Origin of the sequence: Hydrogenophaga sp. UC242_53, assembly GCF_042696965.1 — a bacterium.
GTDB lineage: Bacteria > Pseudomonadota > Gammaproteobacteria > Burkholderiales > Burkholderiaceae_C > Hydrogenophaga.
The window spans coordinates 5,228,840-5,247,377 of record NZ_CP170552.1; the positions used below are offsets into that span (position 1 = coordinate 5,228,840).

The following is an 18,538-nucleotide window of genomic DNA, read 5'->3' on the forward strand; positions in this document are numbered from 1 at the left end:
TCAGTAAAGCAGCTTGCCGTCGCCGGACACCACACCGATGTCCACCCAGTTGCTGCCCAGGTTGCTCTTGGCGAAGTTGACGCGGAAACCGCCGAGGTCGACCTCGCCCATGGCGCGCAGCGACTGCGCGATGCCCGAGGGATTGAGGCTGCGGCTGCGTTTGGCGGCTTCGGCGAACACCCGGGCGGTGATGTAGCCCTCCATGTGGAAGGTGGTGTAGTCCATCAGCGTGGGGTGCACCTTGCGCATCGCTGCGCGGAAATCGCGCTGCAGCGGGAGCGTCGCGCCCATGGGGTTGGGGAAGGTCTGGGACAGGCCCACGCCGCGCGCGCCGGTGCCCGCGAATTTCATCAGCGCCGGTGCGGGCAGGTAGGACAGGCTGAAGATCTGCTGCGAGACCCCCGCCGCCCGCAGCGCGGCAATGGCCTCGCCCGAGAACTTGGGTGCGCCCACCACCAGGGCCGATTGCGGGTTGGCGGCGGCCAGGGTCTTGGCCGCCTGCGCGAGCGCCGCGGCGTCGGTGGCGGACTGCGCCTCCACGATCTCGATGCCACCCAGCTCGGCCGCCGCGCTGCGCGCCGAGGCCAGGCCGGAGGAGCCGATCGGGATGTTCTGGTGCAGCACCCCCATGGAGCGGATGCTCAGCGTGCGCGCGTGCGTCACGATCTTGTGGATCTGCTGCTCGTCGCCCGCGCGGATGTGGAACAGCTTGGGGTGCCCCGGCGAGCGCAGCACGCTGGCGCCCGGCACCGCGTTGAGGATCACGATGTCGGTGGTGTCCAGCAGTTTGCTGTCGAGCAGGCCCTTGAGGGTGGCGGAGCCCAGCGGCGTCAGCAGCGCCACCGGCTTTTGCGCCATCACCGTGCCCAGCTGCTGGCGGAAGCCGTCGAAGGTGTAGGTGTCGTCCAGCTTGACGAGCGAGATGCGCCGGCCCTGGATGCCACCGCGGCCGTTGATCTCGTCCAGCGCGGCGGTGATGCCTTCGTTAAGCTCCTTCGGGTCCGGCGCGGGCAGCACGGTGAACGGCCCGATCTGCGCCACCACGATGTCGCCGCTGTCCTGGGGCAGGCCGGTGACGGGCAGGAGGGCGGCGGCCAGGGCGGCCATCAGGTTGCGACGGATCATAGTGAATGCGGCGTAGAGGGGATGACCCGCATTCTGGCGGGCCGGACCGCCCGTTCGGCGGCGCATGGGGGCCGCGCGTCGCGCGGACGGGTCAGCGTGCCGGCTTGCCCAGCAGGGCGTCCTTGAGCAGGTGGTCGGCCGGTTTGGGGCCCAGCCAGATGCGCAGCAGGGCGTCGTAGAACTCGGGCTCCTTGAACGGCTCGCCTTCCACCTTGCCCTTGATGGTGAGCACGGCGCCGGTGCCGGGCACCCAGTCCACCAGGAAGTTGTCGCCGGCCTGCAGCTTCTTGTGGTCGCTGAACACCTGGCTCATGCGCAGCACACCCGGGATGAGCTTGGAGAAGGCGCTGCGGTCCATGTTGTCTTCCATGCCGCGCGAGAACAGCTTGCCCAGCTCGGCCGAGTCGATGTCGCGCAGCATGGTGATGCTGATGCGCTTGGGGCCCTTGGTCGCGAGCACCGCCTCGGGGGTGCTCGCCTTCTCCCCGAGGTACAGGCCGGCGGTGTAGACCTTGAACACCGCCTTGTAGCGGATGCCGGCGCCATTGAGCACCAGCGGGCTGCCGGCGACGGTGGCGCGGTCTTCGAGCTTCACGCCGGCGAGGTCGACGGTGGCGGCCTGCGCCGCACCCATGCCGAGCAGGGCAAAGACCAGGGCGAGGGTGGGCATCAACGGTGTTTTCATGGGGTGTGTCCGGGTGGGCGAGGGCGATGGCGCGTAAAAAAACGAACACCCGTTCGTTTCGCCAGGATTGTCCTTGCCGAGCCTGTGCCGGACATCAGGGTTTGGCCGTAGAACCAAAGCTTGGGCGCGTGATGTGGGACACGGTCATGGCGCTTTGCTACACTGCGCCTTCCATGTTCAACCCACGCACATCCTTTTCAGGTGGTCTGCCGAGCCGCAATGGCCGGGGAGCCTGGCCCTGGCGCAAGCCAGCGTAAACGTGCACCTTCCCCCGGGGTTTGCACAGTCCGCGCGCGTTCCACGCCGCCACTGTCACCCCACCCCGAACCCGGCGGATGTTTCCCCGGATGGCATGGACCCCAGCCCCACCCGATGCGTCGACGATGACCCGGCGTGTGGCCGATGGAAAGAACGAACATGATCACGGAACTCGAATTCAAGAGCCTGGCCCAGCAGGGCTACAACCGCATCCCGCTGATGGCCGAGGCCTTCGCCGACCTCGAAACCCCGCTCTCGCTCTACCTCAAACTCGCGCACGGGCGCGGTGACGGCAGACACAGCTTCCTGCTCGAATCGGTGGTGGGCGGTGAGCGCTTCGGGCGCTACAGCTTCATCGGCCTGCCCGCGCGCACCCTGCTGCGCGCCAGCGGCTTCGGCGCCGAGGCCAAGACCGAGGTGGTGCGCGACGGCGCTGTCGTCGAGACCGCGCACGGCAACCCGCTGGACTTCATCGCCGCTTACCAGAAGCGCTTCAAGGTCGCTCTGCGCCCCGGTCTGCCGCGCTTCTGCGGCGGCCTGGCCGGCTACTTCGGCTACGACGCGGTGCGCCACATCGAGAAGAAGCTGGAGAACAGCTGCCCGCCCGACACCCTGGGCTGCCCCGACATCCTGCTGCTGCAGTGCGAAGAACTGGCGGTGATCGACAACCTCTCGGGCAAGCTCTACCTCATCGTGTACGCCGATCCGGCCCAGCCCGAGGCCTACGCCAACGCCAAGAAGCGGCTGCGCGAACTGCGCGAGGCGCTGAAGTACTCGGTGAGCGCGCCGGTGGTCAAGCCCAGCCAGAGCTACCCGGCCGAGCGCGACTTCGCCAAGGCCGACTACCTCGCGGCGGTCGAGCGCGCCAAGGAGCTCATCGCCGCCGGTGACTTCATGCAGGTGCAGGTGGGCCAGCGCATCAAGAAGCGCTACACCGAGTCGCCGCTGAGCCTGTACCGCGCGCTGCGCTCGCTCAACCCGTCTCCCTATATGTATTACTACCACTTCGGGGATTTCCACGTGGTGGGGGCTTCGCCGGAAATTCTGGTGCGCCAGGAGCACACGCCCGAGGGCCAGAAGATCACCATCCGCCCGCTGGCGGGCACGCGCCCGCGCGGCGCCACGCCCGAGCAGGACAAAGCCACCGAGACCGAGTTGGTCAACGACCCCAAGGAACGCGCCGAGCATGTGATGCTGATCGACCTGGCGCGCAACGACATCGGTCGCATCGCCAAGACCGGCAGCGTGAAGGTGACCGAGGCCTTCGCGGTGGAGCGCTACAGCCACGTGATGCACATCGTGAGCAACGTCGAGGGCATCCTGGTGGAGGGTCCGGACGGCCAGCCCGTGGGCAGCATGGACGTGCTCAAGGCCACCTTCCCGGCCGGCACGCTCACCGGCGCGCCCAAGGTGCATGCCATGGAGCTGATCGACCAGCTCGAGCCGACCAAGCGCGGCATCTACGGCGGCGCCTGCGGCTACCTGAGTTACGCCGGCGACATGGACGTGGCGATCGCGATCCGCACCGGCATCATCAAGGACCAGACGCTCTACGTGCAGGCCGCGGCCGGCGTGGTGGCCGACTCGGTGCCCGAGATGGAGTGGAGGGAAACCGAACACAAGGCGCGCGCGCTGCTGCGCGCCGCCGAACTGGTCGAGGAGGGCCTGGAATGAAGCCGATCCGCTTGCTCATGGTCGACAACTACGACTCGTTCACCTACAACATCGTGCAGTACTTCGGCGAACTCGGTGCCGAGGTCAGCGTGTTCCGCAACGACGAGATCACGCTGGAGGAGATCGATGCGCGCCTGGCCGCCGGTCAACTGGATCGCCTGGTGATTTCGCCAGGGCCGTGTTCGCCCGCCGAGGCCGGCATTTCGGTCGCGGCGATCCAGCACTTCGCGGGCAAGCTGCCCATCCTCGGTGTGTGCCTGGGGCACCAGAGCATCGGCGCGGCCTTCGGCGGCAAGATCGTTCGCGCGCAGGAGCTGATGCACGGCAAGACCTCGCCGATCACCACCACGCGCCAGGGCGTGTTCGCGAACCTGCCCGAGCAGTTCACCGTGAACCGCTACCACTCGCTGGCCATCGAGCGCGCGAGCTGCCCCGATTGCCTCGAGGTCACGGCCTGGACGCCGGATGGCGAGATCATGGGCGTGAAACACAAGACACTGGCGATCGAAGGCGTGCAGTTCCACCCCGAGAGCATCCTCACCGAGCACGGCCACGCCATGCTCAAGAACTTCCTGGAGCAGGCATGAACACCACCGTCGACTTGCGCAGCGACACCGTCACCCAACCCACCGCCGCCATGCGCGAGGCCATGATGGCCGCGCCCCTGGGCGACGACGTGTTCGGCGACGACCCCTCGGTGCAGGCGTTGCAGGAGCGCATCGCCGCCATCACCGGCAAGCAGGCCGCGCTCTTCATGCCCAGCGGCACGCAGAGCAACCTGTGCGCGATGCTGGCGCACTGCGAGCGCGGCGATGAGTACCTGGTGGGCCAGAACGCCCACACCTACCGCTACGAAGGTGGTGGCGCGGCGGTGCTGGGCAGCATCCAGCCGCAGCCGCTGGCGCAGAACGCCAGCGGGCAGATGCAGCTGGCCGACATCGCCGCCGCCATCAAGCCCGACGACCCGCACTTCGCCCGCACGCGCCTGCTGTGCCTGGAGAACACCTGGAACGGCCACCCCATGCCGGCCGACTACCTCGACGGCGCCACGGCGTTGGCGCGCGAGCACGGGCTGGCGGTGCACCTGGATGGCGCGCGCGTGTTCAACGCGGCGGTGGCGGCCGGTGGTGACCCTCGCCTCGGCGCAGGACCGCTCCAAGCCGAGGCAGCCCCCTCGGGGGGCAGCGACCCACACGCAGTGGGGGAGCGTGGGGGCGACCCTTACCAGACGGTGCGCGGCATCGTCGACCGCTTCGACAGCGTGTCGGTCTGCTTCAGCAAGGGCCTGGGCGCGCCCGTGGGTTCGGCCCTGTGCGGCTCGGAAGACCTGATCCGCCGCGCGCTGCGCTGGCGCAAGATGCTGGGCGGCGGGCTGCGCCAGTCGGGCCTGCTGGCGGCCGCCGCGCACCACGCGCTGGACCACCACGTGCGCCGCCTGGCCGACGACCATGCGCTCGCGCTGCGCCTGGCCCAGGGCCTGGCCGGCATCGAGGGCTTGAGCGTGCGCTCCGCGCAGACCAACATCGTGTTCGTCGATGTGGCCGGCGGGCGTGGGCCCGACCTGCTGGCCCACCTCGCGAAGGATGGCGTGCTCGCCACCGGCCTGATCGGGCTGCGTTTCGTGACACACCTCGACGTGGACACGGCCGGCATCGACCGCGCGATCGCGAGCACCCGGGCCTTCTTCGCGCAGGGCGGCACCGCGCCCGCCGCGCGCGCCGCCGGCACCGCCGTCTACTGAGCCGGAGCGTCCCATGCCCGATTGGCCGCAACTCCTGCTCTTCATCGTGGCCGGCTGGCTGCTCAACCTCACGCCCGGCCCGGACGTGCTCTACATCGTGAGCAACTCGCTGCGCGGCGGCGTGCGCGCCGGCATGGTGGCCGCGCTCGGCATCTTCGCGGGCTGCTTCGTGCATGTGGCGATCGCCACCGTCGGCCTGGGCGCCCTGCTGGCGGCCTCGGCCACGGCGTTCACGGTCGTCAAGTTCGTCGGCGCGGCCTACCTGCTGTGGATGGGCGTGCGCCTGCTGCGCGCGTCCACCCCGGGCTGGGCGCCCGACGCCGCCCCCGCCGAGCCGGACCTAGGCCGCGTGTTCCGCCGCGGCTTCCTCACCAACGTGCTCAACCCCAAGGTGGCGCTGTTCTTCCTGGCCTTCCTGCCGCAGTTCATCGCGCCCGACGCCAGCCACAAGACCCTGGCCTTCCTGGCCCTGGGCGTGCTGTTCAGCTTCAATGCCCTGCCCGTGACCTTGGGCTACGCCTGGCTCGCGGCCTGGGCCGCGAACCGCGTGAGCCTGGTGCGCCGCGCCATGCACTGGCTCGACCGCGCCGCCGGCGTGCTCTTCATCGGCTTCGGCCTGAAACTGGCCTTGACCGACCATCCCGCCCCGTAAAGAGACCCTTGGAGACCTTCATGTCACCCACCTCCGCACACAAGATCACCCCGCAGGAAGCGCTGCAGCGCACCATCGAGCACCGCGAGATCTTCCACGACGAGATGCTGCACCTCATGCGCCTGATCATGAGCGGCGAGATGTCGCCGGTCATGATGGCCGCCTTCATCACCGGCCTGCGCGTGAAGAAGGAAACCATCGGTGAGATCACCGCCGCCGCGCAGGTGATGCGCGAGTTCTCCACCAAGGTGCACGTGGCCGACAAGACCCACCTGGTCGACATCGTGGGCACCGGCGGCGACGGCTCGCACACCTTCAACATCTCCACCTGTTCCATGTTCGTGGCCGCCGCGGCCGGCGCGCGCGTGAGCAAACACGGTGGGCGCAGCGTCTCGAGCAAGAGTGGCAGCGCCGACGTGCTGGAGAGCCTGGGCGTCAACATCAACCTGCCGCCCGAGGCCATCGCGCGCTGCATCGAACAGGTCGGCGTGGGCTTCATGTTCGCGCCCAACCACCACCCCGCCATGAAGAACGTGGCCCCGGTGCGGCGCGAGCTCGGCATCAAGACCATCTTCAACATCCTGGGGCCGCTGACCAACCCGGCCTCGGCCCCCAACATCCTCATGGGCGTGTTCCACCCCGATCTGGTGGGCATCCAGGTGCGCGCGCTGCAGCGCCTGGGCGCCGAACACGCCGTGGTGGTGTACGGGCGCGACGGCATGGACGAGGTCTCGCTCGGCGCCGCCACGCTGGTCGGCGAACTCAAGAACGGTGAGATCACCGAATACGAAATCCACCCCGAGGACTTCGGCATGACCATGGCCAGCAGCCGCGCGCTGCGGGTGGAAACGCCCGAGGCCTCGCGCCAGATGCTGATGGGGGTGCTCGAAGGCCGCGACGACCCGGCCTTCAAGGCCGCCAGCGAGATCGTGGCGCTCAACGCCGGTGTGGCGCTGTACGCGGCCAACGTGGTCGCCGACATGGGCGAAGGCATCGCGCTGGCGCGGCGCACGCTCGCCGCCGGCGCGGCGCTGGCGGAACTCGAACAACTCAAGGCCTTCGTGGCCTGATCTGGAACACCGTCATGAGCGACATCCTGCAGAAGATCGTGGCCGTCAAGCACGAGGAAATCGCCGCCGCCCAGCGCAAGAAGCCGCTGGATGCGGTGCGTTTCGATGCCGAGAGCCGCGTGCTCACGCGCGATTTCGAGGGCGCGCTGCGCGCCAAGATCGCCGCCGGCCAGGCGGCCGTGATCGCCGAGGTCAAGAAGGCCAGCCCGAGCAAGGGCGTGTTGCGCGAAGACTTCATTCCCGCCGACATCGCGCAAAGCTACGCCGAAGGCGATGGCCAGGTGAGCGCGGCCTGCCTGTCGGTGCTGACCGACCGCCAGTTCTTCCAGGGCAGCCCCGATTTCCTCAAGCAGGCCCGCGCCAGCTGCGACCTGCCCGTGCTGCGCAAGGACTTCATGGTCGACCCCTACCAGGTCTATGAGGCCCGCGCCATGGGCGCCGACGCCATCCTGCTGATCGCCGCCTGCCTGGACGACGCCCGCATGGCCGAGCTCGAGGCCGTGGCCCTGGGCCTGAACATGGCCGTGCTGGTCGAGGTGCACGACCGCGCCGAACTGGAGCGCGCGCTGCGGCTCAAGACCCGCCTGGTCGGCATCAACAACCGCAACCTGCGCACCTTCGAGGTGACGCTGCGGACCACGCTGGACATGCTGCCCGATGTGCCGGCCGACCGCCTGTTGATCACCGAATCGGGCATCCTGGGCCGCGCCGACGTGCAGACCATGCGCGCGGCGGGGGTCAACGCCTTCCTGGTGGGCGAGGCTTTCATGCGCGCGCCCGAGCCCGGGCTGGCGCTGGCCGAGCTGTTCAACTGAGGTGGCGATGCAAGCCGGTTTCGACTGGGACGGGCCCGCGGTGACCCCCCATCTGTTGTCGGCCCAGCCGGCCGACTGGCCGGTGCAGCCGGGTTGGGCCGGTCTGGTGGACCATTTCTGGGCCTCGTCCCCGGGGCGCGGGTTGCAGGACTTTCTGGCCGAGCGGCTGGCGCAGGGGGCGGTGGTCTACCCGCCCAGGCCGCTGCGGGCCCTTGAACTCAGTGCCCCCGAGGCGGTTCGCGTGGTCATCCTGGGCCAGGACCCGTACCACGGCCCCGGACAGGCTGAAGGGTTGGCCTTTTCCGTGGCGCCCGGCGTCAAGACTCCGCCCAGCCTGCGCAACATGTTCCAGGAGCTGCAGCGCGATCTGGGTACGCCTGTGCCAGCCGACGGCTCGCTGGTGCGCTGGGCCCGGCAGGGTGTCCTGCTGCTCAACACCGGCCTGACGGTGGAGGACGGCCAGCCCGCCAGCCATGCCGGCCGGGGCTGGGAAGCCTTGACCGACGCCGTCATCCAGCACTGCGGCCACACCGGCGACCCCAAGGTGTTTCTGCTCTGGGGCGCCCATGCCCAGAAAAAGACGCCTTTGATCGACGCCCGGCGCCATCTCGTGCTCAGCGCCAACCACCCGTCGCCGCTGTCGGCCCGGCGCGGCCCCGTACCGTTCGTCGGCTGCGGCCATTTCGGGCAGGCCAACGCCTGGCTGGCCGGGCAGGGCCGGGCGCCGATCGCCTGGTGACGGAATGGGCAGCGGGGAGCGGGCGCCAAGTGCCACAAATCCATGGCATAATCGCGGGCTGCGCTATGGAGGGGTGGCCGAGTGGTTAAAGGCAGCAGACTGTAAATCTGCCCGCTTACGCGTACGCTGGTTCGAATCCAGCCTCCTCCACCAGCGATCGATGTGACGTGTTAGCAAATGGGATGTTTCGCCCAGAGGGTCGGTGCCGTGTGGTGCCGGTTAGGTCAGGCGGGAGTAGTTCAATGGTAGAACCCCAGCCTTCCAAGCTGATGACGCGGGTTCGATTCCCGTCTCCCGCTCCATGTCCCGTCGGTGGTTGGATGTGTTTTTGACAGGCGTTTGAGTTTTCAGGGGTGTCCGGTCCGCCGGGTGCCTTTGCCCATGTGGCTCAGTGGTAGAGCACTCCCTTGGTAAGGGAGAGGTCGCGGGTCCGATTCCCGCCATGGGCACCAGTGATATTCCTGCATTGTTCTGGTGTTTCGGCAATTTTGATTTTGGAGCTGAAAAATGGCAAAAGAGAAATTTGAGCGGACCAAGCCGCACGTGAACGTGGGCACGATTGGTCACGTGGACCATGGCAAGACGACGCTGACGGCGGCGATCACGACGGTGCTGGCGGCCAAGTTCGGCGGCGCGGCCAAGGCCTACGACCAGATCGATGCGGCACCGGAAGAGAAGGCGCGCGGCATCACGATCAACACCGCGCACGTGGAATACGAGACGGCCAACCGCCACTACGCCCACGTGGACTGCCCCGGCCACGCCGACTACGTCAAGAACATGATCACCGGTGCCGCCCAGATGGACGGCGCCATTCTGGTGTGCTCGGCCGCTGACGGCCCGATGCCCCAGACCCGCGAGCACATCCTGCTGGCGCGCCAGGTGGGCGTGCCTTACATCATCGTGTTCCTGAACAAGTGCGACATGGTCGACGACGCCGAGCTGCTCGAGCTGGTCGAGATGGAAGTGCGCGAGCTGCTGGACAAGTACGACTTCCCGGGCGACGCCACCCCCATCATCCACGGCTCGGCCAAACTCGCCCTGGAAGGCGACAAGGGCAAGCTGGGCGAAGAAGCCATCATGAAGCTGGCTGACGCGCTGGACACCTACATCCCCACGCCCGAGCGCGCGGTGGACGGTGCCTTCCTGATGCCGGTGGAAGACGTGTTCTCCATCTCGGGCCGCGGCACCGTGGTGACGGGCCGTATCGAGCGCGGCATCATCAAGGTCGGCGAAGAAATCGAGATCGTGGGCATCTCCGCCACGCAGAAGACGACCTGCACGGGCGTGGAGATGTTCCGCAAGCTGCTGGACCAGGGCCAGGCGGGCGACAACGTGGGTATCCTGCTGCGCGGCACCAAGCGCGAAGACGTGCAGCGCGGCCAGGTGCTGTGCAAGCCCGGCTCGATCAAGCCGCACACGCACTTCACGGGTGAGGTGTACGTGCTGTCCAAGGACGAAGGTGGCCGTCACACGCCGTTCTTCAACAACTACCGTCCGCAGTTCTATTTCCGCACGACCGACGTGACCGGCTCGATCGAGCTGCCCGAAGGCAAGGAAATGGTGATGCCGGGTGACAACGTGTCGATCACGGTCAAGCTGATCGCCCCGATCGCCATGGAAGAAGGCCTGCGCTTTGCCATCCGCGAAGGCGGCCGCACCGTCGGCGCCGGCGTCGTCGCAAAAATCATCGCGTAAGAAAAGCCCTTTGTGGGGCAGAAGCCAGTAGGGGTATAGCTCAATTGGCAGAGCGTCGGTCTCCAAAACCGAAGGTTGTAGGTTCGATTCCTACTGCCCCTGCCACCCGACAGGATGTCGCCGGAACCTGAAGCCAGGAACCTGAATCCACCCTGTTGAGTGGTTAACAAGCCCACCGAAGTCGTGAAGACCTCTGGTGGGCTTGCGTGTCTCAAGCTTTCGGGTTTTGGACGCGCCTTTTGATACGAATTGTCTGGATCCTCATGCGCACTTCCGAAGTTCAAACCGTCCACACCGGCGCCGACAAGGCCAAGCTGGCGGCGGCGATCGCGCTGTTGCTGGGCTCGTTCGTGGCGTTCTACCTGCTGTCCTCGCGCGGTGCGCTGGCGCAATGGGGTGCGCTGATCGTGCTGCTGGGCGCGGCCGTGGTGGTGTTCGCGGTGTCCGAGTCGGGCAAGCAGCTGATCGCCTTCGGCCGTGACGCCTGGCGTGAGGTCAAGAAGGTGGTCTGGCCGGCGCGCAAGGAGGCCATCCAGATGACGGCCTATGTGTTCGCGTTCGTGTTCGTGATGGCCCTGTTCCTGTGGCTGACCGACAAGACCGTCGAATGGCTGTTTTACGACCTGATCCTGGGCTGGAGGAAATGATGACCGAGCAACACAGTCCCGTGGCCGCTGAAGGCATGCGCTGGTACGTGGTCCATGCCTACTCCGGCATGGAAAAGGCGGCCGAGCGCAACATCGTCGAGCGCATCAACCGCGCCGGCATGCAAGACAAGTTTGGCCGCATCCTGGTCCCCACCGAAGAAGTGGTGGAGATGAAGAACGGCCAGAAGCGCACCACCGAGCGCAAGTTCTTCCCCGGCTACGTGCTGGTGGAAATGGTGATGGACGACGACACCTGGCACCTGGTGAAGCACACCAACAAGGTGACCGGTTTCGTGGGTGGCGCGAAGAACCGCCCGGCGCCGATCTCCGAGGAAGACGTTCAGAAGATCGTCAACCAGATGCAGGAAGGCACCGACAAGCCGCGCCACAAGGTCGAGTTCGTGGTCGGCGAGTACGTGCGCGTCAAGGAAGGTCCGTTCACCGACTTCAACGGCACCGTCGAAGAAGTCAACTACGAGAAGAACAAGATGCGCGTGTCGGTGACCATCTTCGGTCGTGCCACGCCGGTGGAGCTGGAATTCAGCCAGGTCGAAAAGACCTGAATCTTTCGTGGCACAGGCGGGTCGGCCCGACGCCTGTGCCATTGTTTCTTTCCCGGGTCCCCAACCGCGAGGAGGTTGTCTTGATGGCAACCGTCTGCACTCGCAGGAGCTAAAAAATGGCGAAAAAAATCGTCGGCTTCATCAAGCTGCAAGTGCCAGCTGGTAAGGCCAACCCCTCTCCCCCGATCGGTCCGGCGCTGGGTCAGCGCGGCCTGAACATCATGGAGTTCTGCAAGGCGTTCAACGCCCAGACCCAGGGCGTCGAGCCCGGTCTGCCGCTGCCCGTGGTGATCACGGCCTTCGCGGACAAGAGCTTCACCTTCATCATCAAGACGCCGCCCGCGACGACCCTGATCAAGAAGGCCATCAAGCTGGACAAGGGCTCCTCGGTGCCCAACAAGAACAAGGTCGGCAAGATCACCCGGGCCCAGCTCGAAGAGATCGCCAAGACCAAGATGAAGGACATGACCGCTGCCGATGTGGACGCTGCTGTGCGCACCATCGCCGGTTCGGCTCGCTCGATGGGCGTGATTGTGGAGGGCGTGTAAATGGCGAAGCTGACCAAAAAACAGAAAGCCTTCGAAGGCAAGGTCGACAGCAACAAGCTGTACAGCCTGACCGACGCCCTGGCGATCATCAAGGAATGCGCGAACGCCAAGTTCGATGAGTCCATCGACGTGGCGATCCAGCTGGGCGTGGATGCCAAGAAGTCGGACCAGGTGGTGCGTGGCGCCGTCGTGATGCCCAACGGCACCGGCAAGACCAAGCGCGTGGCCGTGTTCGCCCAAGGCGCCAAGGCCGAAGAAGCCAAGGCCGCCGGTGCCGACATCGTCGGCATGGACGACCTCGCCGCCGACATCAAGGCCGGCAACATGAACTTCGACGTGGTCATCGCCTCGCCGGACGCCATGCGCATCGTCGGTACCCTGGGTCAGGTGCTGGGCCCGCGCGGCCTGATGCCCAACCCCAAGGTCGGCACCGTGACGCCCGATGTGGCACAAGCCGTGCGCAACGCCAAGGCGGGCCAGGTGCAGTTCCGCGTCGACAAGGCCGGCATCGTGCACGGCACGATCGGCCGCCGCTCGTTCGACGCCGACAAGCTCCAGGGCAACCTGGTGGCGCTGCTCGACGCGCTGACCAAGGCCAAGCCCGCCACCAGCAAGGGTGTGTACCTGCGCAAGGTGGCGGTGTCGTCGACGATGGGTGTGGGCGTCCGCGTGGACACCCAGTCCATCTCGGCGTAATCGCAAGAAATTCGGGCCCTTCGGGGCCTGGGTGTGGTGGGCCCCGGGCTGGCGAAAGCCGATCCGGGGGCCATCCAAGACCGTTGGTGCTGGTGCAAGCCGGCTTAATTGTGACAAGCCAACGCAGATGGCGATCCCGCTGCAGATGGAATCCGTTCCGAAACAGTTGAATCGCTGCAATGAGGCGTGCCCCAGGTCTTGAAGGACCGAGGGCACATTTAAGGAGTAGACCTTGAGTCTGAATCGCAGTGAGAAAGAAGCGGTCATTTCCGAAGTGACCAGCCTCGCCGCAAAAGCTCAAACGCTCGTGATGGCGGAATACCGTGGCATCACGGTCGCGAACATGGACAAACTGCGCGTGACAGCCCGCAGCAATGGTGTGAGCCTGAGTGTGTTGAAGAACACCCTGGCCCGCCGTGCGGTGGCTGGCAGCCCGTTTGAAGTGGCCGCTGACCAGATGACCGGCCCGCTGATCTATGGCTTCTCTGAAGACGCTGTGGCCGCCGCGAAGGTGGTGGCCGATTTCGCGAAAACCAACGACAAGCTGGTGATCCGCGGCGGTGTGTACGGAGGCAAGGCCCTGGACGTCAACGGCGTGAAGACGCTTGCCAGCATTCCTTCGAAGGAAGTCCTGTTGGCGCAGCTGTGTGGCTTGCTGATGTCGCCCATTTCGCGCACGGCCGTGGTGCTGGGCGCGCTGGCGGCCAAAAAAGGCGAAGGCGCTGCCGCACCGGCAGCCGAAGAAGCGGCTGCTGCCTGAGTGGCGCGGCACTTTCATTCAAACCAATTGTTAGGAAATCAAAATGGCATTCGATAAAGACGCATTTTTGACCGCGCTGGACAGCATGACGGTCATGGAACTCAACGAACTGGTGAAAGCCATCGAAGAGAAGTTTGGTGTGAGCGCTGCCGCCATGGCCGCTCCTGCTGCCGGCGGCGCTGGCGGTGGTGCTGCCGCAGCCGCTGAAGAGAAGACCGAATTCAACGTCGTGCTGGTCGAAGCCGGCGCGAACAAGGTCTCCGTCATCAAGGCCGTGCGCGAAATCACCGGCCTGGGCCTCAAGGAAGCCAAGGACCTGGTCGACGGCGCACCGAAGAACGTCAAGGAAGCGATCGCCAAGGCCGACGCCGAAGCCGCTGTCAAGAAGCTGGTGGAAGCCGGCGCCAAGGCCGAGCTGAAGTAATTCGCCCGGTTTCAGGGGCTGGAGTGCTCGACAAGGGCCTCCAGCCTTTGGTGCTTTCAGAGCACACCCAAAAGCCCGTCTCACGAAACGGCTTTTGAGTGTTTTGTTGAAACACCGCTAAGCAGATTTTTCGAGTCTTCTTAGCAGTGTTTTCTGACCCCGACTGCAGAAAACGACTTGGTTCGGGCCTGTGTGCAATGCACAGGCCGTCCGCCAATGGTTGGTAGAGGCCAGCCACCAAGAAAGCCACCAGGAATCCGTCCCTGGTAGGCAAGACAGTCGCCGCAGACCTCAAGCCCGGAGATCTCATGGCCTCAGCATCGAAATACTCATACACCGAACGCAAGCGCATCCGCAAGAGCTTTGGTACCCGCGAAAACGTCCTCGCGATTCCTTACCTCCTGCAAATGCAGAAGGACGCGTACACCGCGTTCCTGCAAGCCGACAGCGCACCGAAGAAACGCACCAACGAAGGCCTGCAGGCCGCGTTCGAGGCCGCTTTCCCCATCGTCTCCCACAACGGTTTCGTGGAGATGAAGTTCGTCGAGTACAACCTGGCCAAGCCCGCGTTCGACGTGCGCGAATGCCAGACCCGCGGCCTGACCTTCGCGTCCGCCGTGCGTGCTCGCGTCCAGCTGATCATCTATGACCGCGAGTCCTCGACCGCGCAATCCAAGGTGATCAAGGAAGTGAAGGAGCAAGAGGTCTACATGGGCGAAGTGCCCCTGATGACCGAGAAGGGCTCCTTCATCATCAACGGCACCGAGCGCGTGATCGTGTCTCAGTTGCACCGTTCGCCGGGTGTGTTCTTCGAACACGACAAGGGCAAGACGCACAGCTCGGGCAAGCTGCTGTTCTCCGCTCGCATCATTCCGTACCGCGGCTCCTGGCTCGACTTCGAATTCGATCCGAAGGACGTGCTGTTCTTCCGCGTCGACCGTCGCCGCAAGATGCCGGTCACCATCCTGCTCAAGGCCATCGGCCTGACGCCGGAAGCCATCCTGGCCAACTTCTTCGTCAACGACCACTTCCGCCTGATGGACAGCGGCGCGCAGATGGCCTTCGTGCCCGAGCGCCTGCGCGGTGAAGTGGCGCGTTTCGACATCACCGACAAGAGCGGCAAGGTCGTGGTCGCCAAGGACAAGCGCATCACCGTGCGCCACACCCGCGAACTCGAGCAGTCGGGCACCACGCACATCAGCGTGCCGGAAGATTTCATGATCGGCCGCGTCGTGGCGCGCAACATCGTGGACACCGACACCGGCGAGATCATCGCCAAGGCCAACGAAGAGCTGACCGAAGCGCTGCTGAAGAAGCTGCGCACCGCCGGCGTGCAGGACCTGCAGTGCCTGTACACCAACGAACTCGATCAGGGCGCCTACATCTCGCAGACCCTGCGCATCGACGAAACCGCCGACGAGTTCGCCGCGCGCGTGGCGATCTACCGCATGATGCGCCCCGGCGAGCCGCCGACCGAAGACGCCGTGCAGGCCCTGTTCCACCGCCTGTTCTACAACCCGGACACGTACGACCTGTCGCGCGTGGGCCGCATGAAGTTCAACGCCCGCGTGGGCCGCGACGAATCCACCGGCCCCATGGTGCTGTCCAACGACGACATCCTGGCCGTGGTCAAGATCCTGGTGGACCTGCGCAACGGCCGTGGCGAAGTCGATGACATCGACCATCTGGGCAACCGCCGCGTGCGCTGCGTCGGCGAACTGGCCGAAAACCAGTACCGCACCGGCCTGGCCCGCATCGAGAAGGCCGTGAAGGAACGCCTCGGCCAGGCCGAGCAAGAGCCGCTGATGCCGCACGACCTGATCAACTCCAAGCCGATTTCCGCGGCGCTTAAGGAGTTCTTCGGTGCGTCGCAGCTGTCGCAGTTCATGGACCAGACCAACCCGCTCGCCGAGATCACGCACAAGCGCCGCGTCTCGGCCCTGGGCCCGGGCGGTCTGACCCGCGAACGCGCCGGCTTCGAAGTGCGCGACGTGCACGTGACCCACTACGGCCGCGTCTGCCCGATCGAAACGCCGGAAGGCCCGAACATCGGTCTGATCAACTCGCTGGCCCTGTACGCGCGCCTGAACGAATACGGCTTCATCGAAACGCCGTACCGCCGCGTGATCGATGGCAAGGTGACGAACCAGATCGACTACCTGTCGGCCATCGAAGAAGGCAAGTACGTCATCGCCCAGGCCAACGCCGCGCTCGACGCCGAAGGCCGCCTGACCGGTGACCTGATCTCCGCGCGTGAAAAGGGTGAATCGATCCTGACGCCGGCCGACACCATCCAGTACATGGACGTGTCGCCCGCGCAGATCGTCTCCGTGGCCGCCTCGCTGGTGCCGTTCCTCGAGCACGACGATGCGAACCGCGCGCTGATGGGCGCCAACATGTCGCGCCAGGCCGTGCCCGTGCTGCGTCCCGAGAAGCCCCTGGTGGGCACCGGCATCGAGCGCGTGGCCGCGATCGACTCCGGCACCGTCGTCACCGCCAAGCGCGGCGGCGTGGTCGACTACGTGGACGCGACCCGCATCGTGATCCGCGTGAACGACGCTGAAGCCGTGGCCGGTGAAGTGGGTGTGGACATCTACAACCTCATCAAGTACCAGCGCTCCAACCAGAACACCAACATCCACCAGCGTCCCATCGTCAAGAAGGGCGACAAGCTGGCCTCGGGTGACGTGATCGCCGACGGCGCGTCGACCGACCTGGGTGAGATCTCGATCGGGCAGAACATGCTGATCGCCTTCATGCCCTGGAACGGCTACAACTTCGAAGATTCGATCCTGATCTCCGAACGCGTGGTCGCCGACGACCGCTACACCTCGATCCACATCGAGGAACTGGTGGTCATGGCGCGCGACACCAAGCTGGGCGCGGAAGAAATCACCCGCGACATCCCCAACCTGGCCGAGCAGCAGCTCAACCGCCTGGACGACTCCGGCATCATCTACGTGGGCGCCGAAGTGCTGCCCGGCGACGTGCTGGTGGGCAAGGTCACGCCCAAGGGCGAGACCACGCTGACGCCCGAAGAGAAGCTGCTGCGCGCGATCTTCGGCGAGAAGGCCTCCGACGTGAAGGACACCTCGCTGCGCGTGGATCAGGGCTCGCAAGGCACCGTGATCGACGTGCAGGTGTTCACCCGCGAGGGCATCACGCGCGACAAGCGCGCCCAGCAGATCATCGACGACGAACTCAAGCGCTTCCGCCTGGACCTCAACGACCAGCTGCGCATCGTGGAAGCCGACGCCTTCGACCGGATCGAGAAGCTGCTGACCGGCAAGATCGCCAACGGTGGCCCGAAGAAGCTGTCCAAGGGCACGACCATCGACAAGGCCTACCTGGACGACGTCGAGAAGTACCACTGGTTCGACATCCGCCCGGCCGACGAGACCGTGGCCGCCCAGCTCGAGTCCATCAAGAACTCGATGGAGCAGACGCGCCACAGCTTCGACCTCGCGTTCGAAGAGAAGCGCAAGAAGCTCACGCAGGGCGACGAGCTGCCCGCTGGCGTGCTCAAGATGGTCAAGGTCTACCTGGCCGTCAAGCGCCGCCTGCAGCCGGGTGACAAGATGGCCGGCCGCCACGGCAACAAGGGCGTGGTCTCCAAGATCGTGCCCGTGGAGGACATGCCTCACATGGCCGACGGCACCCCCGCCGACATCGTGCTCAACCCGCTGGGCGTGCCTTCGCGCATGAACGTGGGCCAGGTGCTCGAAGTCCACCTGGGCTGGGCCGCCAAGGGCCTGGGCCAGCGCATCGGCGACATGCTGCAAGCCGAGGCCAAGGTGGCCGAGCTGCGCAAGTTCCTCGAGACCGTCTACAACTCGGCTGGCAAGAAGGAAACCCTGGCCGCGCTGAGCGATGCCGAGGTGATCGAGATGGCCGAGAACCTGCAGACCGGCGTGCCGTTCGCCACCCCGGTGTTCGACGGTGCCTCGGAAGACGAGATCCGCGCGATGCTCAAGCTGGCCTACCCGGACGACATCGCTCAACTCAAGGGCCTGACCGAGACCCGCACCCAGGCGCAGCTGTACGACGGCCGCACGGGTGACGCCTTCGAGCGCAAGACCACCGTGGGCTACATGCACTTCCTGAAGCTGCACCACTTGGTCGACGACAAGATGCACGCCCGTTCCACCGGCCCGTACTCGCTCGTGACCCAGCAGCCGCTGGGCGGCAAGGCGGAGTTCGGGGGCCAGCGCTTCGGCGAAATGGAAGTGTGGGCGCTGGAAGCCTACGGCGCTTCGTACATCCTGCAGGAAATGCTCACCGTCAAGTCCGACGACGTGCAAGGCCGCACCAAGGTGTACGAATCCATCGTCAAGGGCGAGCACACGATCGACGCGGGCATGCCCGAGTCGTTCAACGTGCTGGTCAAGGAAATCCGCTCGCTCGGTATCGACATCGAGCTGGAACGTTCCTGATTCACCGAAC

General features: G+C 65.8%; 17 protein-coding genes and 4 tRNA genes. 19 read left to right on the top strand and 2 right to left on the bottom strand.

Translation table 11 applies throughout. From position 1 onward, the window contains the following. Both ACFJI0_RS26360 and ACFJI0_RS26365 read right to left on the bottom strand, forming a co-directional pair. Complete coding sequence (locus tag ACFJI0_RS26360; protein ID WP_382322940.1) at positions 1-1,125, bottom strand: ABC transporter substrate-binding protein; 1,125 nt, start codon at positions 1,123-1,125, stop codon at positions 1-3. Between the two features lie 91 nt (positions 1,126-1,216). Next, a complete protein-coding gene (locus tag ACFJI0_RS26365) occupies positions 1,217-1,810 on the bottom strand; it encodes a chalcone isomerase family protein (protein ID WP_382162686.1) in 594 nt (197 codons plus the stop codon). Positions 1,811-2,227: 417 nt separating this feature from the next. Here ACFJI0_RS26365 and trpE point away from each other — a divergent pair, with 417 nt between their 5' ends. The 19 genes from trpE to rpoB all read left to right on the top strand — a co-directional run bounded on the left by trpE (position 2,228) and on the right by rpoB (position 18,528). After that, positions 2,228-3,742, top strand: a complete 1,515-nt coding sequence (gene trpE / locus ACFJI0_RS26370; protein WP_382322941.1) for an anthranilate synthase component I — start codon at positions 2,228-2,230, stop codon at positions 3,740-3,742. Beyond that, the gene (locus ACFJI0_RS26375) at positions 3,739-4,329 is read left to right on the top strand and encodes an anthranilate synthase component II (RefSeq protein WP_382162681.1); all 591 of its coding nucleotides are present in this window, start codon (positions 3,739-3,741) and stop codon (positions 4,327-4,329) included. The genes trpE and ACFJI0_RS26375 overlap by 4 nt, the downstream gene beginning before the upstream one ends. Continuing rightward, on the top strand, positions 4,326-5,483 hold the full coding sequence (locus tag ACFJI0_RS26380; protein ID WP_382322942.1) for a GntG family PLP-dependent aldolase: 1,158 nt from the start codon (positions 4,326-4,328) through the stop codon (positions 5,481-5,483). Before ACFJI0_RS26375 ends, ACFJI0_RS26380 begins: the two co-directional genes overlap by 4 nt. A gap of 13 nt (positions 5,484-5,496) precedes the next feature. Continuing rightward, positions 5,497-6,135 (top strand): LysE family translocator, encoded by a 639-nt coding sequence (locus tag ACFJI0_RS26385; protein ID WP_382322943.1) that lies wholly within the window; start codon positions 5,497-5,499, stop codon positions 6,133-6,135. 20 nt (positions 6,136-6,155) lie between these two features. Then, the gene (trpD, locus tag ACFJI0_RS26390; protein ID WP_382322944.1) at positions 6,156-7,205 is read left to right on the top strand and encodes an anthranilate phosphoribosyltransferase; all 1,050 of its coding nucleotides are present in this window, start codon (positions 6,156-6,158) and stop codon (positions 7,203-7,205) included. Positions 7,206-7,219: 14 nt separating this feature from the next. Continuing rightward, positions 7,220-8,020 carry an indole-3-glycerol phosphate synthase TrpC gene (gene trpC, locus ACFJI0_RS26395; RefSeq protein ID WP_382322945.1) on the top strand — a complete coding sequence of 267 codons (801 nt, stop codon included), beginning with the start codon at positions 7,220-7,222 and terminating at the stop codon, positions 8,018-8,020. A gap of 7 nt (positions 8,021-8,027) precedes the next feature. Next, positions 8,028-8,759, top strand: a complete 732-nt coding sequence (locus ACFJI0_RS26400) for a uracil-DNA glycosylase (protein WP_382322946.1) — start codon at positions 8,028-8,030, stop codon at positions 8,757-8,759. A gap of 67 nt (positions 8,760-8,826) precedes the next feature. Next, positions 8,827-8,912 (top strand) — tRNA-Tyr (locus ACFJI0_RS26405). A gap of 75 nt (positions 8,913-8,987) precedes the next feature. Further along, positions 8,988-9,061, top strand: a tRNA-Gly gene (locus ACFJI0_RS26410). Between the two features lie 75 nt (positions 9,062-9,136). Beyond that, positions 9,137-9,211 (top strand) — tRNA-Thr (locus tag ACFJI0_RS26415). 55 nt (positions 9,212-9,266) lie between these two features. Beyond that, positions 9,267-10,457: an elongation factor Tu gene (gene tuf / locus ACFJI0_RS26420; protein ID WP_382162668.1), complete on the top strand. Its 1,191-nt coding sequence runs from the start codon at positions 9,267-9,269 to the stop codon at positions 10,455-10,457. Between the two features lie 29 nt (positions 10,458-10,486). Further along, positions 10,487-10,562 (top strand) — tRNA-Trp (locus tag ACFJI0_RS26425). Between the two features lie 158 nt (positions 10,563-10,720). Continuing rightward, a complete protein-coding gene (gene secE, locus ACFJI0_RS26430; protein WP_382322947.1) occupies positions 10,721-11,104 on the top strand; it encodes a preprotein translocase subunit SecE in 384 nt (127 codons plus the stop codon). Next, positions 11,101-11,667, top strand: a complete 567-nt coding sequence (nusG, locus tag ACFJI0_RS26435; RefSeq protein WP_291121848.1) for a transcription termination/antitermination protein NusG — start codon at positions 11,101-11,103, stop codon at positions 11,665-11,667. The genes secE and nusG overlap by 4 nt, the downstream gene beginning before the upstream one ends. A 116-nt stretch (positions 11,668-11,783) precedes the next feature. Continuing rightward, complete coding sequence (gene rplK, locus ACFJI0_RS26440; protein ID WP_137922451.1) at positions 11,784-12,215, top strand: 50S ribosomal protein L11; 432 nt, start codon at positions 11,784-11,786, stop codon at positions 12,213-12,215. Further along, a complete protein-coding gene (gene rplA, locus ACFJI0_RS26445) occupies positions 12,216-12,911 on the top strand; it encodes a 50S ribosomal protein L1 (RefSeq protein ID WP_291121847.1) in 696 nt (231 codons plus the stop codon). Between the two features lie 232 nt (positions 12,912-13,143). Beyond that, on the top strand, positions 13,144-13,671 hold the full coding sequence (gene rplJ, locus ACFJI0_RS26450; protein WP_291121846.1) for a 50S ribosomal protein L10: 528 nt from the start codon (positions 13,144-13,146) through the stop codon (positions 13,669-13,671). Between the two features lie 43 nt (positions 13,672-13,714). After that, positions 13,715-14,095, top strand: a complete 381-nt coding sequence (rplL, locus tag ACFJI0_RS26455; RefSeq protein WP_291121845.1) for a 50S ribosomal protein L7/L12 — start codon at positions 13,715-13,717, stop codon at positions 14,093-14,095. A 308-nt stretch (positions 14,096-14,403) separates the two neighbouring features. Continuing rightward, positions 14,404-18,528 (top strand): DNA-directed RNA polymerase subunit beta, encoded by a 4,125-nt coding sequence (rpoB, locus tag ACFJI0_RS26460; RefSeq protein ID WP_382322948.1) that lies wholly within the window; start codon positions 14,404-14,406, stop codon positions 18,526-18,528. Positions 18,529-18,538: the final 10 nt, after the last annotated feature.

What these genes read in the sequence shown, in the direction of transcription:
- rplA (WP_291121847.1), top strand. Translation starts at nt 12,216, where the DNA reads ATGGCGAAGCTGACCAAAAAACAGAAAGCCTTCGAAGGCAAGGTCGAC.
- ACFJI0_RS26380 (WP_382322942.1), top strand. Translation starts at nt 4,326, where the DNA reads ATGAACACCACCGTCGACTTGCGCAGCGACACCGTCACCCAACCCACC.
- rplL (WP_291121845.1), top strand. Translation starts at nt 13,715, where the DNA reads ATGGCATTCGATAAAGACGCATTTTTGACCGCGCTGGACAGCATGACG.
- rplK (WP_137922451.1), top strand. Translation starts at nt 11,784, where the DNA reads ATGGCGAAAAAAATCGTCGGCTTCATCAAGCTGCAAGTGCCAGCTGGT.
- ACFJI0_RS26385 (WP_382322943.1), top strand. Translation starts at nt 5,497, where the DNA reads ATGCCCGATTGGCCGCAACTCCTGCTCTTCATCGTGGCCGGCTGGCTG.
- ACFJI0_RS26360 (WP_382322940.1), bottom strand. Translation starts at nt 1,125, where the DNA reads ATGATCCGTCGCAACCTGATGGCCGCCCTGGCCGCCGCCCTCCTGCCC.
- tuf (WP_382162668.1), top strand. Translation starts at nt 9,267, where the DNA reads ATGGCAAAAGAGAAATTTGAGCGGACCAAGCCGCACGTGAACGTGGGC.
- secE (WP_382322947.1), top strand. Translation starts at nt 10,721, where the DNA reads ATGCGCACTTCCGAAGTTCAAACCGTCCACACCGGCGCCGACAAGGCC.
- trpE (WP_382322941.1), top strand. Translation starts at nt 2,228, where the DNA reads ATGATCACGGAACTCGAATTCAAGAGCCTGGCCCAGCAGGGCTACAAC.
- nusG (WP_291121848.1), top strand. Translation starts at nt 11,101, where the DNA reads ATGATGACCGAGCAACACAGTCCCGTGGCCGCTGAAGGCATGCGCTGG.
- ACFJI0_RS26375 (WP_382162681.1), top strand. Translation starts at nt 3,739, where the DNA reads ATGAAGCCGATCCGCTTGCTCATGGTCGACAACTACGACTCGTTCACC.
- ACFJI0_RS26365 (WP_382162686.1), bottom strand. Translation starts at nt 1,810, where the DNA reads ATGAAAACACCGTTGATGCCCACCCTCGCCCTGGTCTTTGCCCTGCTC.
- ACFJI0_RS26400 (WP_382322946.1), top strand. Translation starts at nt 8,028, where the DNA reads ATGCAAGCCGGTTTCGACTGGGACGGGCCCGCGGTGACCCCCCATCTG.
- trpD (WP_382322944.1), top strand. Translation starts at nt 6,156, where the DNA reads ATGTCACCCACCTCCGCACACAAGATCACCCCGCAGGAAGCGCTGCAG.
- rpoB (WP_382322948.1), top strand. Translation starts at nt 14,404, where the DNA reads ATGGCCTCAGCATCGAAATACTCATACACCGAACGCAAGCGCATCCGC.
- trpC (WP_382322945.1), top strand. Translation starts at nt 7,220, where the DNA reads ATGAGCGACATCCTGCAGAAGATCGTGGCCGTCAAGCACGAGGAAATC.